Annotated in this window: 16 protein-coding genes; 11 read left to right on the top strand and 5 right to left on the bottom strand. The window is 69.5% G+C overall.

What is annotated here, in order from left to right:
- Positions 1-12: 12 nt before the first annotated feature.
- Both NVV99_RS20995 and NVV99_RS20990 read left to right on the top strand, forming a co-directional pair.
- Positions 13-501, top strand: coding sequence for a MarR family winged helix-turn-helix transcriptional regulator (locus tag NVV99_RS20995; protein WP_024103658.1), 489 nt, complete (start codon positions 13-15; stop codon positions 499-501).
- Entirely contained in the window at positions 494-2284 is a 1791-nt protein-coding gene (locus NVV99_RS20990; protein ID WP_024103659.1) for a long-chain fatty acid--CoA ligase, read from the top strand. Before NVV99_RS20995 ends, NVV99_RS20990 begins: the two co-directional genes overlap by 8 nt.
- Positions 2285-2359: 75 nt before the next feature.
- On the opposite strand, the gene malQ is transcribed toward NVV99_RS20990, so the two are convergent.
- Positions 2360-4483, bottom strand: a complete 2124-nt coding sequence (gene malQ / locus NVV99_RS20985; RefSeq protein ID WP_024103660.1) for a 4-alpha-glucanotransferase — start codon at positions 4481-4483, stop codon at positions 2360-2362.
- 61 nt (positions 4484-4544) lie between these two features.
- Between malQ and NVV99_RS20980 the strand changes: the two genes are divergently transcribed.
- Complete coding sequence (locus NVV99_RS20980; RefSeq protein ID WP_006552898.1) at positions 4545-5075, top strand: O-acetyl-ADP-ribose deacetylase; 531 nt, start codon at positions 4545-4547, stop codon at positions 5073-5075.
- Here the strand turns inward: NVV99_RS20980 and NVV99_RS20975 are convergent.
- Positions 5066-6499, bottom strand: a complete 1434-nt coding sequence (locus tag NVV99_RS20975; protein WP_006552899.1) for a hypothetical protein — start codon at positions 6497-6499, stop codon at positions 5066-5068. The genes NVV99_RS20980 and NVV99_RS20975 overlap by 10 nt on opposite strands.
- Before the next feature lie 231 nt (positions 6500-6730).
- Here NVV99_RS20975 and NVV99_RS20970 point away from each other — a divergent pair, with 231 nt between their 5' ends.
- The 3 genes from NVV99_RS20970 to NVV99_RS20960 are packed head-to-tail and all read left to right on the top strand — an operon-like array spanning position 6731 to position 8795.
- Complete coding sequence (locus NVV99_RS20970; protein ID WP_019288929.1) at positions 6731-6889, top strand: hypothetical protein; 159 nt, start codon at positions 6731-6733, stop codon at positions 6887-6889.
- Positions 6886-8460, top strand: a complete 1575-nt coding sequence (locus tag NVV99_RS20965) for an FAD-binding protein (RefSeq protein ID WP_024103662.1) — start codon at positions 6886-6888, stop codon at positions 8458-8460. The genes NVV99_RS20970 and NVV99_RS20965 overlap by 4 nt, the downstream gene beginning before the upstream one ends.
- The gene (locus NVV99_RS20960) at positions 8457-8795 is read left to right on the top strand and encodes a ferredoxin family protein (RefSeq protein ID WP_006552903.1); all 339 of its coding nucleotides are present in this window, start codon (positions 8457-8459) and stop codon (positions 8793-8795) included. Before NVV99_RS20965 ends, NVV99_RS20960 begins: the two co-directional genes overlap by 4 nt.
- A 25-nt stretch (positions 8796-8820) precedes the next feature.
- Here NVV99_RS20960 and NVV99_RS20955 read toward each other — a convergent pair whose 3' ends face one another.
- The gene (locus NVV99_RS20955; RefSeq protein WP_041804077.1) at positions 8821-9855 is read right to left on the bottom strand and encodes an alpha/beta hydrolase; all 1035 of its coding nucleotides are present in this window, start codon (positions 9853-9855) and stop codon (positions 8821-8823) included.
- A 257-nt stretch (positions 9856-10112) separates the two neighbouring features.
- Between NVV99_RS20955 and NVV99_RS20950 the strand changes: the two genes are divergently transcribed.
- The 5 genes from NVV99_RS20950 (at position 10113) to NVV99_RS20930 (ending at position 15518) form a co-directional block, all read left to right on the top strand.
- Complete coding sequence (locus NVV99_RS20950) at positions 10113-10511, top strand: non-ribosomal peptide synthetase (RefSeq protein ID WP_235367329.1); 399 nt, start codon at positions 10113-10115, stop codon at positions 10509-10511.
- 93 nt (positions 10512-10604) lie between these two features.
- Positions 10605-12143: a carboxylesterase/lipase family protein gene (locus NVV99_RS20945; protein ID WP_024103665.1), complete on the top strand. Its 1539-nt coding sequence runs from the start codon at positions 10605-10607 to the stop codon at positions 12141-12143.
- 102 nt (positions 12144-12245) lie between these two features.
- Positions 12246-12902: a TetR/AcrR family transcriptional regulator gene (locus NVV99_RS20940; RefSeq protein WP_024103666.1), complete on the top strand. Its 657-nt coding sequence runs from the start codon at positions 12246-12248 to the stop codon at positions 12900-12902.
- 10 nt (positions 12903-12912) lie between these two features.
- Positions 12913-13866, top strand: a complete 954-nt coding sequence (locus NVV99_RS20935; RefSeq protein ID WP_024103667.1) for an ABC transporter ATP-binding protein — start codon at positions 12913-12915, stop codon at positions 13864-13866.
- Positions 13863-15518, top strand: coding sequence for an ABC transporter permease (locus NVV99_RS20930; RefSeq protein ID WP_024103668.1), 1656 nt, complete (start codon positions 13863-13865; stop codon positions 15516-15518). The genes NVV99_RS20935 and NVV99_RS20930 overlap by 4 nt, the downstream gene beginning before the upstream one ends.
- 4 nt (positions 15519-15522) lie before the next feature.
- Here the strand turns inward: NVV99_RS20930 and NVV99_RS20925 are convergent, their stop codons facing one another.
- Complete coding sequence (locus tag NVV99_RS20925; RefSeq protein ID WP_006552909.1) at positions 15523-15813, bottom strand: GNAT family N-acetyltransferase; 291 nt, start codon at positions 15811-15813, stop codon at positions 15523-15525.
- Entirely contained in the window at positions 15810-16460 is a 651-nt protein-coding gene (locus NVV99_RS20920) for a Type 1 glutamine amidotransferase-like domain-containing protein (RefSeq protein ID WP_024103669.1), read from the bottom strand. Before NVV99_RS20920 ends, NVV99_RS20925 begins: the two co-directional genes overlap by 4 nt.
- Positions 16461-16463: the final 3 nt, after the last annotated feature.

Here is a 16463-nt window from a genome sequence, read left to right as displayed (position 1 = left end):
TATAGTTGCCCTGTGCAACACAATCGGCAGGCCCGGCGGCCGTCTACGGACGGCGTTGCCCGCGTATACGAGGAGTTCGTGCTTCTCGTGCGCTTCCTGACGTCCGGAGCACGAACGCAGGACAGCGGACTCTCGCTGGTCCAGCATTCGCTTCTCGGCTTCATCTCCCGAAATCCGGGCTGCCGCGCCACCGACATATCCGAGGTCTTCGGTGTCCACCGCTCGACCGTGTCGCGCCAACTGCGTCACGCCGTCGATGCGGGCTGGGTCGAGGCGGGGACGGGTCCGGCACGTGCCGGACATCCGCTCCGGCTCACCGACCACGGAGCGACAGTTCTCGAAGGTGCGGTCGTGCGTCGTCTCGACGACGTCCGCGCCGGCCTCGAGGGCTGGGACGAGAACGAACTCGAACGCTTCGTGGATCTCCTGCGCCGCTTCCGCGCAGGAATCGATTCCGACGACCGGACTCCCGACCAGAACGATGGAGATTGCAGTGCGTGAGTACTCGACCCCGGCCCCGTTCACCATCGGTGACGACGAATCGGTCGTCCACACGGTGTTCACCCATGCGGAGAAGACTCCGCACCGCGTGATGTACTCCCGGCCGCAGGGTGACGACTGGGTCGCGGTCACTGCGCAGCAGTTCGCCGACCAAGTGAAGGCCGTCGCAAAGGGCCTGATCGCCAACGGTGTGCAGCCCGGCGATCGTGTCGCGCTGCTCTCGGCCACCCGCTACGAGTGGTCGCTGTTCGACTACGCGATCTGGACGGCCGGCGCGGTGTCGGTACCGATCTACGACTCCTCGTCCACCGAGCAGATTCGCTGGATCCTCCAGGACTCCGGGGCCGTCCTCGCCGTCGTCGAAACCGTGCGGCACGAGAAGCTCTTCGTCGACATGCCCGACACCCTCCGTCGCATCCTGCAGATCGAGGACGGCGCGGTGAACACGCTTGCGGCCGATGGTGCCGAGGTCGACGACGCCGAGATCACCACGCGTCTGGCCGGAATCCGTTCCGGCGGCCTGGCTTCCCTCGTCTACACCTCGGGAACCACCGGGCGACCCAAGGGCTGCATGCTCACCCACCGCAACTTCCTCGCCGAGGTCCGGTCCATCCTCACCTCGGACATCGGTATCGTCGCCAAGCCCGGCAACCGCGGCCTGACCTTCCTGCCCCTCGCGCACGTGCTGGCGCGCGCGGTGTCGCTCGCGCTCTTCGAAGCAGGCACGGCGCAGGCTCACTGGGCGGACTTCTCGACCGTCTCCGCGCAGTTTGCCCGGTACTCGCCGAACATCATCCTCGGTGTGCCGCGCGTCTTCGAGAAGGTGCGTGACGCGGCAGCGGGCAAGGCGGCGGCCGGCGGACCGGTCAAAGCGGCGATCTTCGATTTCGCCGAGCGCACCGCCATCGCCTACAGCGAATCGCTCGACCACGGCGGCCCCACCTTCACGTTGAAGGCCAAGCGCGCCCTCGCCGACAAGCTGGTCTACTCCAAGCTGCGCGAGGCCATGGGCAACGAGTGCTGGTACGCGATCTCCGGCGGCGGTGCCCTGAGTGCCCGTCTCGGTCACTTCTTCCGCGGCGTCGGCGTGCCGATCTACGAGGGCTACGGCCTCACCGAGACCACGGCCGCACACAGCGTGAACACGCCCGGCGCGCAGAAGATCGGCACCGTCGGGCGTCCCATGGGCGGGAACTCGGCGCGCATCGCGGATGACGGCGAGATCGAGCTGCGCGGCATGGTCGTCTTCGACGGCTACTGGCGAAACGACGAGGCCACTGCCGGTGCCTTCCACGACGGCTGGTTCCGTACCGGCGACCTCGGCTCGCTCGACGAGGACGGCTACCTGTCCATCACCGGGCGCAAGAAGGACCTCATCATCACCGCCGGCGGCAAGAACGTCTCACCCGGGCCGATCGAGGACCGCATGCGGTCGCACACCCTCGTCTCCCAGGCCGTCGTCGTCGGCGACGGACGCAGCTTCGTCACCGCTCTGGTGACCGTCGACCCGGACGTCTTCGAGAACTGGAAGACGGAGAACGGCAAGCCCAGCGGTGCGACGATCGCGGACCTGCGCCACGACGCCACGCTGCGGGACGCGATGCAGACCATCGTGGACGACGCCAACACCCTCGTCTCGCACAGCGAGGCGATCAAGAAGTTCGCCATTCTCGACCGCGATCTCACCGAGGAGTCCGGCGAGCTCACGCCGACGCTGAAGATCAAGCGCAACGTCGTCACCGAGCATTTCGCCCACGAGATCGACGCCCTGTACGCGAAGTGATGCTTTAGGGGCGCGTACCCGAGCAGCGGCCGCCGATCCGGCATCCGGATCGGCGGTCGCAGTGTTCGTGTGGTGTCACTCCACCGGGGAGGTGTCTCCGGAGACTGCCCGGGCCAGTCGCGCGAATCCGTCGTGGTCGACGAGATCCTCGACGAGCACGACCTTGCCGCGGGCATCGGCGAGCGGAACCCGCCAGTTCGGATACTCGTCGACGGTGCCCGGCTGGTTCTGGCTGCGACGCTCGCCGGTCACATCTGCCAGCGAAACGCCCAGCAGCGCAGACGGACTCGCCGCGATCAGCCGGTGCAGCGCCTCGACCTGGCGATCGACGTCGGTCTCGCCTTCGTCGAGCAGACCCCGTTCGACCGCGAGCGCCAGAACCGAGTCGCGTTCGGCCGCCGCATCGGTGAGTTCGGCGTCGAGGTCGCCTTCGAGCAGGCCGAGCTCCGACCGCAGCCGGATGTGGTCGCCCGCAAGGTATCCCGCGGTGGGCGCGAGGTCGTGTGTGGTCACCGAGGTCAGGCACAGGGTGCGGTAGGTTTCCGGCCCGCGTGGGGAGTCCTCGTCGCGTTCGAACCACAGGATCGACGTCCCGGCGATCCCCCGCTCGGCGAGATACTCCTGCACCCACTCCTCGAAGACCCCGAGGTCCTCCCCAACGACCACGGCGCCGGCGCGATGCGCCTCGAGCGCCAGGATGCCGACGAGTGCCTCGTGGTCGCTGCGGACGTACGCGCCGTCGGCGGGCGACATCCCCTCCGGTACCCACCAGGTGCGGAACAGTCCCAGGATGTGATCGGCCCGGACACCACCCGCGTGCCGCAACGCCGAGCGCACCACGTCGCGGAAGGGGATGTATCCCAGCTCCGCGAGGCGATCCGGCCGCCACGGCGGCTGATTCCAGTTCTGGCCGTTGCGGTTGAAGTCGTCGGCGGGGGCGCCCACCGTGACGCCCGACGCCAGCGCGTCGCCCAGCGTCCAGGCGTCGGCGCCGTGCGGACCGACACCCACTGCGAGGTCGTGCAGGATTCCGATATCGGAACCTGCTGCAAGCGAAGCAGTCTGAGCGTTCGCGAGCTGCTCGTCGCACAACCACTGCAGCCGGCGGTGGAAGTCGATCCGCGAGGCCAGTCGCTCGCGCAACCGGGTGACCTTCGGGTCGTCGGGGCTCGGAGCGCGTGACGCCCACCGGTCGGCGCGGTCGCCGAACTTCTCGTACAGCGCGCACCACAGCGCGAAGTCGTCGAGCGCCTGCCCGCCCTCGGCGCAGAACGCCTCGTACCGTGCGCGGCGGGCCGGGCCGAGCGGCACCCGGTACACGCGCTCGAGGACGTCGAGTTTCGCGCGGAAGGTCGCGTCCCGGTCGAGACGCCGCGCCTTCCGGTTCGCCTTCGCCACGCGCTGCGCGTGCTCGTCGAGTTCCTTGCGGTGTTTCGCGGGGAGGTAGGCCGCCTCCGGGATATCCTCGATCCGCAGGTACAGCGGGTCGACGAAACGCCGCGACGACGGCAGGTAGGGCGACGGTTCGTGCGGTGGCACGGGCTCGGCCGCGTGCACGGGGTTGATCAGGACGAAGTCGCCGCCGTAACCGGCCGTGATCGCCGCCAGATCGGCCAGGTCGGCGAAATCACCGATGCCCCACGACCTGCGGCTGCGCACCGAATAGATTTGGGCCGCAAGGCCCCAGCGCTTCTTCTCGAGCAGCCGGTCGGCGGTGGACAACCGGCGCGGGGTCACGACCAGGACCGCGGTGGTCTCGATGTCGTTGCTGCGGGCGTGCACGACATGCCAGCCGAGGGGCAGCCGCGGAACGGCGAAGGTCGCGCGGCCCACGAGCCGGCCGTCGACCGTACGCGGGTCCACCCACACGTCGAGTTGCTCGACATCGACCTCCGCCCCGTCCTCGGCGACGACCCACACCGACACCGGGTCGCCGTGCGGCACATGCACCGGGAACGTCCGGTCGTCGCCCTCGACGACCACGAGCGCGGGCGGGAGCATGCAGCGCCACGGGCGGTCGTCGAAGTCGGCGAGCGATGCCACGACCTCGTCGTCCGTCCCGGCCGGGACGTCGAGCGCGGCGAGTACGCGCCGCAATGTCTCGTCGGAGACATCGTGGTCGCGTCCCCCCCATCCCGTGTAGGTGGTGGTGATGCCGTGCTTTCCGGCCAGTTCGCGCAGCTTCGCCGAGGACGTCACGGTCCTGAATCATGCCAGCAAAACGACTCGGGGGCAGCGTGCGGAACATAGGGTCGACAGGGTGACCGCTCTCGACATCGCGCACGGCGACATCACCACCATCGCGGTGGATGCGATCGTCAACGCCGCGAACTCCTCCCTGCTCGGTGGCGGGGGAGTGGACGGTGCGATCCACCGGGCCGGAGGCCCGGAGATCCTCGCGGCCTGCCGCGAACTCCGCGCGACCTCGCTACCCGACGGACTCGAACCGGGCCGTGCAGTGGCGACAACCGCGGGGCGTCTCCCGGCGCGATGGGTGATCCACACGGTGGGCCCGGTGTGGTCGGCGCACGAGGACCGATCCGGGATCCTGCGTTCGGCGTACCACAACAGTCTGCTCGTCGCGCACGATCTCGGTGCCCGTACGGTGTCGTTCCCGCTCGTCTCGGCCGGCGTCTACGGCTGGCCGCTCGACGACGCCGCCCTGCAGGCCGTCACCACCATCCGGGAGACACAGACGGGCGTGGAGACCGTCGTACTCGTCGGCTTCGACAACGCCGCTGTCGACGCGCTCCGTCGCGCCGTGTCCCGGGCGGGATCGGCTCAGGAGTAATCGCCGAAGCCGTCGAAGAGGGTCGGTTCGTCGGGGTTGTCGAACAGTGCGGGCTGCTCGGGCGCCGACTCACGGCCGGCGCTCGGCTTCGACGCGCGTGAGCCGGCCGAATCGGTGCCCTCGCCCTGTTCGAGGAACTGCAGGGCCTCCGCGAGCGAGCGGCTCGTCGCCTCCCATTCGAGTGCCCGCGCCCGTGCCTCGCGAGCACCGTCGGTGTTGAGCGCCGCCTCGCGGGTCTGCGACTCGCCGTCCCACCACACCTGCAGTTCGGTGCTGATGGTGAGGAACCGCCGCAACTGCTCGGGATTGCGATCGCCGATCGCCGCGACGGTGCTCGCGGCGACATCGGTCGCGCCGTCGAGATGGAAGTCGCGCACCGCGAGCAGGGCCACCGGCAGATCGTCCTCGGCGTCGGGTAACTGCGAGACGTCGCCCCAGGGCGGATCGGCCGCACCACCCGTCGCCCCGTCGAATCCCTGATCGCGCAGCAGCGAGCCACCGATATGGGTGGCGAACGAACTGTCGACGGTGTCGAGGAACCGAGTGATGGTCTCGAGCGATCCGAGCAGGTGCGCCGGAGCGAACGGCGCGGCCGGAACGTGGTCGACGATCGCGAGGCGGTCGTCGACCAGCACGAACTTCAGGTGCGGCCACCGGCGGTTGAGGTCGACGCAGATCTCGGCGGCCCGCGTGCGTCCGGTGATGGAATGGACGATCGGTGCGAACAGGTCGACGGTGCCGCCTCCGGGGCCGACACCGACGAACACCAGGACCCCGGCGATCCGCAGGACGAGATCGCCGTCCTCGTCCCAGGCGGGCAGATCGTCGATCCGCTCGTGCAGGGTGGATTCGATCAGTTCGCGCACGTGGTCGTCGCCGCTGGGGACGACCGCGAGCGGCACCTCCGGGGCCTGCGTGCGACCGGCCTGCGGCGTCTCGGGCACGAGGAACGAGGTGAGCTCGGCGACCGAGCGCTCCGTCCCGAATGTCTCGGCCCGCAGGAAGAGGGGATGGGGAACGCCCCACACCGAGCGCAGGGCACGCACGGCGATGACGGCGAGCTGATCGGCCCAGCTGCCCGGACGATCGATCCAGAACGCCGGGGATCCGTCGTCCTCCGGATCGTCCGGTCCGCGGGAGGGCGCCTTCAGCCCGAGTTCGAGGAGCATCTGCTCGTCGACCGGCGTGAGGTGCCGGTCGGGGGCGAGGTGGGCGTTGGACGGGACCTCGCAGCGGACGAGCCGGTCTCCCCACGCGTAGAACTGCACGCACGGCCCCGCCGGGCCGCCGGCCTCGTCGGTGAAGGGTTCGAGGACCAGGCCGTCGCCATCGCTCATGGCCGCGACATGGTCGGCCAGGCGCGTGCGGAACTCGCGCCAGGCCGCATCGACGTCCTGGTCGAACCGGGTCTGCGCGTCGGCCATGATCGGACCCCCTTCTCTGTGCGGTCGAGCCGAGAGAAAGACTAGTCGCCGGTACCGACAGGCCTTCCTCCGCTCGGTCGCACGAGCGACAGCTCGCGGGAGCGCACGGTGCGCGGTCGCCGGCGGCCCGCGCGAGCGCACGGTTCTCGGCCGCCGACGGCCCGCCGGAGTGTTCCGATCCCGGCGAGCGAAACCGTGTCGATCCGTCCGGAGATGGTCGACCATCGACGCATGATCGACGCCATCATCCGTCTCGTCCGGACGCTGCCGGCCCGCATCCCCGCAGTACAGTCGGCAGATCCGTTCGTGGAGATCGTCGCCATATCGGCCGGGGTGGCCGAATGCACCGCAGATGCCGTGGCGGACTACGCGATCCGCGTGTCGATATGACCGTCAGCGGCGGGACGGAGATCGACACCGACGTCCTCGTGCTCGGCGGGGGACCGGCCGGTACCTGGGCGGCGCTCGCGGCCGCCCGGGCCGGGAGTCGCGTGGTCCTCGCCGACAAGGGCTACTGCGGGACGAGCGGCCCGACCGCGTCCGGCGGCAACAACCTCTGGTACCTGCCGCCCGGACCCGAGCGCGCCGCGGCCGTCGACCGCCGCCACATCGAAGGGGGACTGCTCTCCGATCCCGCCTGGATGCACCGGGTGCTCGACGAGACCTATCGACGCGTCGACGACCTCGCCGTCCACGGCCGTTATCCCTTCGGCGTGGACCCGGAGACCGGACGTCGCCGGGGCAGCAGCCTGCAGGGACCCGAGTACATGCGGCGGATGCGCCGCCTCGTCCACCGCGCCGGCGTGCGCATCCTGGATCAGTCGCCCGCCCTGCAGCTGCTCGTCGACACCGACGGTGCGGTGGCCGGCGCGACCGGTGTCCACCGCCGGCAGGGGTACGAGCCGTGGACGGCGCGTGCCGGTGCGGTCGTCCTCGCCACGGGAGGCTGTGCCTTCCTCTCCGGCAGCTTCGGTACCGACGTCGACACCGGCGACGGTCACCTCATGGCCGCCGAGGCCGGTGCCGAGTTCTCCGGGATGGAGTTCTCCTCGGCCTACGCGCTCGCGCCTTCCTGGAGTGGGCACACGAAGGGACTGTTCATGCAGTTCGCGACGTTCTACGACGACGCCCGTGTGCGGCTCGGCGACGACCGCGCGACCGCCATGCGGTACCTGCTCGACGGTATCCCGGTCCACGCCCGTCTCGACCGGGCACATCCCGACCACCGCGAAGCGATGCGTCGTTCCCAGCCCAACTACTTCCTGCCTCTGGACAAGGCCGGGATCGACCCGTTCACCGAGATGTACCCGGTGCGGGCGGTCCTCGAGGGAACGGTGCGCGGTACCGGTGGCCTACGGATCACCGGGACGGACTGCAGCACGACGGTCCCTGGTCTGTTCGCCGCCGGCGACGTCGCCACGCGCGAGCTGATCACCGGGGGCCGCAGCGGTGGAGGCAGTCACAACGGGGCCTGGGCGATGTCGTCGGGTTCGTGGTCCGGGGCGGCCGCCGCAGAGTTCGCCCGGAACCGCGGTGTCCCGGACGTGGCGAGACCGATCGGCGGGGTCGGCCTCGAGGGTGACCCGGACCGCGCCGCGACCCGCGCGATCATCGGCCTGGTGCAGGAGCACACGCTCCCGCTCCGACGTAGTTTCCGGCGGACGGCCCGCAGTCTCGAGGACAGCATCGCCGCACTCGACGACGCGTGGACCGCGGCGCCCGTCGTGCTCGGCGGACGAGGGCGGGAGCTGGTACGAGCCCGGTCCGGTGCCGCGCTCCTCGCCGTCGCCCGGTGGGTGAGCCGCACCGCCCTCGCGCGTACGGAGACGAGGGGCATGCACGTGCGCACCGACCACCCGGACACCGACCCCGACCTGCAGTACCGCCTCGTGACGAGCGGTCTGGACCGCGTGGACGTCCGTGCCGAAGGACACCTCGTGCGACGAGGAGCGAACCGATGATCGAGGTGATCGTCGCGGAGCGGTGCATCTCGTGCGACATCTGCATCGCGGTGTGCCCGACCGACGTCTTCGAGCGTGCGCCCGACGGGCTTCCCGTTGTCGCGCACCAGGAGGACTGCCAGACCTGCTTCATGTGCGAGGTCAACTGCCCCGCCGACGCTCTCTACGTCGCACCCTATTCGGCTGCGGTGAGCGAGGATTCGCCACACCGGGACGTCGATGCGCTCACGGAGTCCGGTGCGCTCGGGCGCTACCGCGCCGTCGTCGGATGGGGTCGGGGACGACGAGCCGGTGCCCGTGAGGACCGCAACGACCTGTTCACGGGCCGGGCCTGAGGGCAGCGGCACCCGGGGAGCGGGTTCACCGCAGTTCACGCACGAAGCGGCCGATCTCGGCGATCGCGCGGCCGCTCTCCGGGACGACCCCCGCCGCGGCCTGGAAGGCGTGCACCTGTTTCTCCCACACCTGGAGTTCGGCGGAGACCCCGGCGAGTTGCAGTCGCCGGGCCATCAGCTCGGCGTCGACGTAGGTCATCTCCTCGGATCCGGTCTGGATGAGTGCGGGAGGCATCTCCGACAGATCGAGATCGACGGGGGAGGCGACCGGTTCGTCGCCTTCGCCGCCGAGGCGTTCGGCGCGTTCGACGAGGGTGGACAGCACAGCGACGGCGCGTCGCGGGAAGACGGCACACCGGTGCGAGTTGGGATGGTCGAGTTTGCCCCGCGGGTCGAGATCGGTGAGCGGCGACAGTGCGACGGTGCCGGCCGGGCGGCCGATGCCGAGTCGTACGGCTTCGTGGGCGACGGCGAAGGTGAGGAAGCCGCCGGCGGAATCCCCGGCGATCACGACACGCTCGGCCGGGTGGCCGTGCGCCACGAGCCAGCGCAATCCGTCGAGGCCGTCCTCGACCGCGCGCCGGATCGGATGGCGGGGCAGCATGCGGTAACCGACGGCCAGGACCGGCGCGCCGGTGGTGGCGGAGATGCGGGAGACCAGATGGCGGTGCGTGGTGAGGCCACAGCACAGGAACGCGCCGCCGTGCAGGTACAGGACGGCGGTGCCGTCCATACCGCCCCCGACGGCGGTGCCGTCCATACCGACTTGCGCAGCCGGGGGTGCGGCACCCGGCGCCCAGAGCAGTTCCGCGGGGCACGTCGGGAGGTCGACCCGCCGGCGGTGTGTGCCGGGCACGGGCACGAGAGGGAACGCGAGGTGGTCTATCGCCGACGCCGGCCAGGGGAGGGTCGGGGCGTACGACCATGCCTCGATGAACGGCCGCACGGTACGGCGCACCGAGAAGGACAAGGCACGGGACCGAGTGCTCACCCCCGCGAACTCGCGCGTGGTCGCGTGGTGCGTGGGCAGAGGGAGCAACTCGGTGCGGGCGACGCTCATGACCAGCACCTCCTCGGTCTGCCCGGAGTCGTGGTCGGACCCGGTCGGGGTGGCTGCACGAACTTCGGATTTACGAGGATACGCCCGTTCATCCAGGTCGCGAGGGTTTGCTGAGCAATCGTTGTGGTCCTGGTCTCAGAGTGACGATTCCGGGCGGAGGCGGGTTCTCGGCGATGTACCTTCTGTCAGGTACCGGCAGTGCAAAAAGTTTTCCGGACCTTCTACACATCCCGTACTTTTCGGGCCACACTGACTGTATGTTTCGACTGCGGCGCGCGGCCCGGCGTCGCTCCTGGGGGACGAACGAAGGCGAGATGTTGCGTAAATTCGACGTTGCAAGCATGAATGCCGACGAGATCACCGCGGCGGACCTGCCCCGGATGGTGGCGGACGCCGCGGCATGCGAGCCCGACCGGATCGCCGTGGCGCACGGCATGGACACCACCACCTACGCCCGCTTGCACGATGAGGTCGTCAAGCTCGATGCGGCCATGGGGATCCTGCTGGGACAGGCCTCGCTCGTGCCCATCGCGCTCGCCACCGTCTTCCCGGCGCTGGCCGACTCGGCGCGCGGCGACCTGCGCAACGTGCTCGACGCACTCGTGATCGACCTCGTCGACTGCGTGGCCCCCGCGCCTCTTTCCGCGGCCGGCTGACGAACCGCCCGGTATCCACCATCATTGAATCGGTAGGTCGACGAATGAAGTGATCGGTGCTGCACGACAGTACCGGTTCGGGTGGGAGGTCACATGGACGACGACACGCTCACCGTCGCCTGCAAGTACGGCGAAGTCCGGGGGTATCGCGACGGCGAGGTCTACGTCTGGAAGGGCATCCCGTACGCGGCCCCGACCGGTTCCCGGCGGTTTCGGGCGCCGCTACCGCCGGAACCGTGGGACGGCGTCCTCGACGGCGCACGGTTCGGACCGATAGCTCCGCAGAGCCGACAGAGCCCGATCGGGATCGACCCCGAGATGACGTTGAGCGAGGACTGTCTCTCGCTCAACATCTGGGCGCCCTCGCCCGACGGACGCCGACGCCCCGTCATGGTCTGGATCCACGGTGGCGCCTACGTGCTCGGTTACTCCGGTCAGAAGATCTACGACGGCCGAAACCTGTGCGAGAGCGGCGATGTCGTGATCGTCACGATCAACTACCGGCTCGGCGCGCTCGGCTTCCTCGACCTGTCGTCCTTCTCCACGCCCGGGACCACCTTCGAATCCAACGTCGGCCTCCGGGACCAGATCGCCGCCCTCGAATGGGTGCGCGACTGCATCGCCGACTTCGGTGGCGATCCGGATTGCGTGACGCTCTTCGGCGAATCGTCGGGTGCGGGGTCGATCACCACGCTCATGACGGTCCCGAAGGCCAAGGGCCTCTTCCATCGTGCGATCGCCCAGTCGCCGCCCGCCACCTCGGTGTACGGCAGCGACCGTGCCGCGACCGTTGCACAGCGCTTCCTCGAGATCCTCGACCTGTCGCCGTCCCGGGCCGCCGAACTACTCACGATGTCGACCGACACGCTGGTCGAGGCGTCGGAGGTGCTCGTCGCCGAGACTCCGACGAAGGTGCCGGGGACGCTCGCCATGACACCGGTCGTCGACCGCGGCCTGGTGCCGAAATATCCGGTCGCGGCCTTCCAGAAGGGGCTGTCGCACCGGATCCCGCTGATCATCGGCTCGAACAAGGACGAGCCGTCCATCTTCCGCTTCATGAAGTCCCCGCTGATGCCCGTCGACGACACGGCGGTGCAGGCCATGTTGGCGGCGTTGGCCGACGACCGGACGGATCTGCCTGCCGAGCGACTCGCCGAGATCGTCGCGGCGTATCCCGACCTGCCCAAACCCATCGGGGCGATGGCGCTCTCGCGCGACGCCGGTTTCCGCATGCCGGTGCTGTGGGTCGCCGAAGCGCACAGCGCGCATTCGCCGACCTGGGTGTACCGCTTCGACCACGCCACCCCGATGCTCAAGGCCGCCCGGATCGGAGCCGGGCACGCGACCGAATTGCCATATGTCTTCGGAAATTTCGGCACTCTCGGCCGGGATCCGTCCTTCTGGCTCGGCGGCCGCAAGGCCGCCGGTGAGGTCTCCGGTCGCGTGCAGCGGCGCTGGTTCGCGTTCGTGCACCACGGTGTGCCGGCGGCACTGGACGGTTCGAAGCACTGGCCGCAGTACGAGGCGGAGGAACGCTCGACCCTGCTCATCGACTCCACGGACAGGGTCGAGTCGGATCCGGACGGCGAGATGCGCCGGGTCTGGGGTACCGAGGTCATGGCCTTCACCTGAGCGCGCCCGCGCACCGGTGCGGCACGTGCTCCGATGGCACATGCCGTGAGATGACACATACGATGCGTTGACCGGGTTGAACACGTGTGCAATCCTTGAAACGTGCATTCAACCGCCGCCGGTGACGACCTCACCACCCGTGCACGGATCCGCGACGCTGCCATCCGGTGCATCGCCGCGTACGGGGTCGGCGTGTCGCTGCGGACCATCGCCGCCGAGTGCGGCGTCAGCGCCTCGCTGATCGTGCACCATTTCGGATCCCGCGCCGGATTGAAGGAACACTGCGACCGGTACGTGCTCGACGGGATCCGGCAGGCGAAGAGTGCCGTCCTCGACCCGAAGGTCGGACCGGCCGCGCTGAACGACCAGATGGAACACATCGAGAACTACGCGACCACGGTCGCCTACCTCTTCCGCACCCTCCGGACCGGCGGCGCCCCCGCCGCCGACTTCCTCGACCGGCTCGTCGCCGACACCGAGGCCTATCTCGAGGAGGCTGTGGCCGCCGGAACCGTGCGGCCCAGCCGGTTCCCCTCCGAACGAGCACGTGCCCTCATCTCGTTCAGCGTCGGCGCCGTGCTCATGGACCTTCCCGGTCCCGACGAATACCTCGACCTCGAAACCTTTCCTGCCAGGCTGCGCGCCTACACCGAACGCCTCGCGCTGCCGATGCTCGAGCTCTACACCGAGCCGTTGCTGACGGACTCGACCCTTCTCGACGCCTGTCTGGCAGCGCGTGAGGCACCCCCCGACTCCTGACGGAGGAAAGATGGACACCCCTCTTATCGAAATCCGCGACATCGTCAAGACATTCGGAACCACCAGAGCTCTCGACGGGTTCTCGATGACCGTCGAACGCGGCACCGTCGCGGGATTCCTCGGACCGAACGGCGCCGGCAAGTCCACGGCGATCCGCGTGCTGCTCGGAATGCTGCGTGCCGATTCCGGCACCGCCCGTGTCCTCGGATTCGACCCGTGGACCGACGCCGTCGCGATCCACCGCCGACTCGCGTACGTGCCCGGCGACACGAATCTGTGGCCCACCCTCACCGGGGGCGAGATCATCGACGTCCTCACCCGCATCCGCGGGGGAGAGGCGCGCACGCGTCGTCGCGCCGAACTCCTCGAACGGTTCGAACTCGACCCGACGAAGAAGGCCCGCACCTACTCGAAAGGCAACCGGCAGAAGGTCGCACTCGTCGCCGCCCTCGCATCGGACGCCGAGCTCTACCTGCTCGACGAACCCACCTCGGGTCTCGACCCGCTCATGGAGGCGGTCTTCACCGACGAGGTGCGAGGGCTCCGCGACCGCGGCGCGACCGTGCTGCTGTCCAGCCACATCCTCGCCGAGGTCGAGAAGCTCTGCGACACGGTGACGATCATCCGGGCCGGACGCGACGTCGAGACCGGCACCCTCGCACAACTGCGGCACCTGACCCGCTCGTCCGTGCGGGCCACGACCACCGCCCCTGCCGAGCGACTGGCCGGGCTCTCCGGAGTCCACGACCTCTCCACCGACGACGGCAGGCTCGCGTTCGACGTCGACAACACCGCCCTCGCACCGGTCCTGCAGGAACTCGCCGGACTCGGCGTCGAGAACCTCACCATCACACCCCCGTCACTCGAAGAGCTGTTCATGCGGCACTACGGCGACACCTTCGACACCGGGGACGGGAACGGTGCCGGTGCCGGTGCCGGTGCCGTGGAGGAGGTGTCCTCATGATGACCACGACGACACCGACAGCAGTGCCGACCCCGAGCGGTACCTCCGCGACGTCCGCGGCACCGTTCACCGGGCTCGGCACACTGCTGCGGTTCTACCTGCGGTTGGACCGCGTGCGGATCACCGTCTGGACCCTCGCGCTCGCCCTCACGGTGTGGTCGACCGTCCTCAGCCTGGCCGCGGTCTATCCCGACGAGGCCTCCCGGCAGGCCCGCGCGGCCCTGCTGGAGAATCCGGCAGCCGTGCTCATGACGGGACCGGCCTACGGGATCGACAACTACACGCTCGGGGCGATGACTGCGAACGAGCTGAGTCTGACCGTCTTCGTCGCGACGGCGATCATGAGCATCCTGCTCGTCGTCAGGCATACCCGAGCGCAGGAGGAATCCGGCCGGCTCGAACTCCTGCGGGCTCTGCCCGTCGGGTCCTACGCCCCGCCGGCGGCCGCCCTGCTGTTGGTCTCGGTCGCGAATCTCGTGGTGGGTACCGGCATCACCGTCGCGCTCATCGCCGGCGGACTCGATGTCGTCGGCTCGATCGCCTTCGGTGTGGCCTCCGCCGTCACCGGGGTGCTCTTCGGCGCAGTCGCCGCGGTGACCGCCCAGTTCGGCGAGCACTCCCGCTCGGCCACGGGCACCGCGCTCGCAGTGCTCGCCGCGGCCTTCTTCGTCCGCGGAGCCGGCGACATCATCGAGGCCACCGGGTCGTGGCTGTCGTGGCTCTCGCCGATCGCCTGGGCCCAGCAGACCCGGCTCTACGTCGACGAGCGGTGGTGGCCGCTGCTGTTGTCCGTCGCCACGACGGTCGTGCTGCTCACCGTCGCCGTTGCGCTGTCGCGGCGCCGCGACCTCGGAGCCGGTCTACGGGCGCCGAAACCAGGCCCCGCCGAGGCCGATTCCGCGTTGCTCGGTCCGGTGGGGTTGATCCGGCGCCTGCTGCGCGGAGCGTTCGTGGGATGGCTGACGGGACTGGTGCTGTTCGGTGTCGCGATGGGCGCCCTCGCCAGTTCCGTGGAGGATCTCATCGACGAGATGCCTCAGGTGCTGGACATGGTCGGCGTGGATCCCGACGCCCTCACCGCCTCCTTCGCCGGGATGATGCTGATGTTCCTCGCCCTCGGCGCCACCGCCTTCGGTGTGTCCGCGGTGGTGCGAATGCGCAGCGAGGAGGACGGCGGACGGTCCGGTCTCGTGATCATCACCGGAACCGGGCGCAGCGCATGGCTGTCCGCGGCACTCGGTGTGATCGTCGTCCAGACGGTCGTGGCGCTGCTCGTCTCCGGCGCCGCGACCGGACTGGGGGTCGCATTCGCGGTGGGCGACTGGGCGTGGGTGCTGCGGATGATCGCGGCGTCCCTGGCCTACGCGCCGGCGGCGATCCTCGTCGTCGCCGTGGCGTTCGCGCTGCTGGGCTGCGTGCCGCGCGCGACCGGGCTGGTGTGGGTGCTGGTGGTGTGGACGGTGTTCGTCGCGTGGCTCGGCGAGATGCTCGACCTACCCGACGAACTCGTCGCACTGTCGCCGTTCTCGCACATCCCGCTGGTGCCCGCAGAGAATGCGACGGCGATGCCGCTGATCATCCAGGCGGTCGCGGCGGTGCTGCTCGTCGCAGCGGCGATCGTGGGTTTCCGCCGCCGCGACGTGCAGGTGTGACGGATCAGTTGCGGTATTCGGGATGTTCGGAGACGAACTTCTCGACGTACGAGCAGGACGTACCGATCTTCAGTCCCTGCTTCTTGGTCTCGTCGAGGGCGTGCTTCACCACGATCCCGGCGAGACCCTTACCGCGGAACTGCGGGTCGGTGACGGTGTGGTCGAAGTCCCGCAGGTCGCCGTGCTGCGTGTAGTCGGCGTAGGCCGCGAGGTCGTCGCCGAGATAGAGCGCGAAGCGGGCCTTGTCGGCGTCGTGCTCGATCCGGGGTTCGGTGCCGTCGATGTTCTGCGTCATGATGTCACCGTACTCGGGGCGTGCTCTGGAGGAGTGTCGACGACGATCGCGTCGTCGTCGGTCAACGCCACGTGCTCGACGCCGTGCTCGCGCAGGTACAGCAGGGTCCGCTGTATCCCGTCGTCGGCCAGCAGCGAGTCGCCGGCGTGCGGCACGATCGCGTGCTCGACCCAGCCGAGTCCGTCCCACAACACCGGGATACCGCAGGTCGCGGCGACCTCGTCGGGGTCGTCGGAGAACTCGATGCCGCGCAGCGACGGTGTCGCGACACAGGCCCCGGCGCTGTATCCCCCGTACACGAGACGGTTGCTGCGCACCAGATCCGTGAGCACGGCGTCGCCTCCACTGCGGGCCAATTGCGCTCGCAGGACGAAGGTGTTGCCGCCGCGCACCCACACGGACGTGAAGCCCGACAGTCGCTGCCGCAGCGAGTCGGGATCGTCGAGGTGATCGCGCAGATCCACCTCCTCCGGAGCGAAGCCGAGCGACCGCAGCGGGCCCATCTCGCTCGTGACCGCCGCCGCGCGGGCGGAGGCCGGCCACGCGTCGGCGGCGTTCGCGATCACCGCGATCCGGCCCGGCGCCGCCAGACGGACGAAGGTGTCCGGGTCGGCGCCGAACCGGTAGGAGGACAGGAACAGCCGCACGAC

This window comes from Rhodococcus sp. PAE-6 (genome assembly GCF_025290685.1).
GTDB classification, from domain to species: Bacteria; Actinomycetota; Actinomycetes; order Mycobacteriales; family Mycobacteriaceae; genus Rhodococcus; species Rhodococcus pyridinivorans.
The sequence above is the reverse complement of the archived record's forward strand: the minus strand, read 5'-3'. Positions and strand labels throughout refer to the sequence as shown.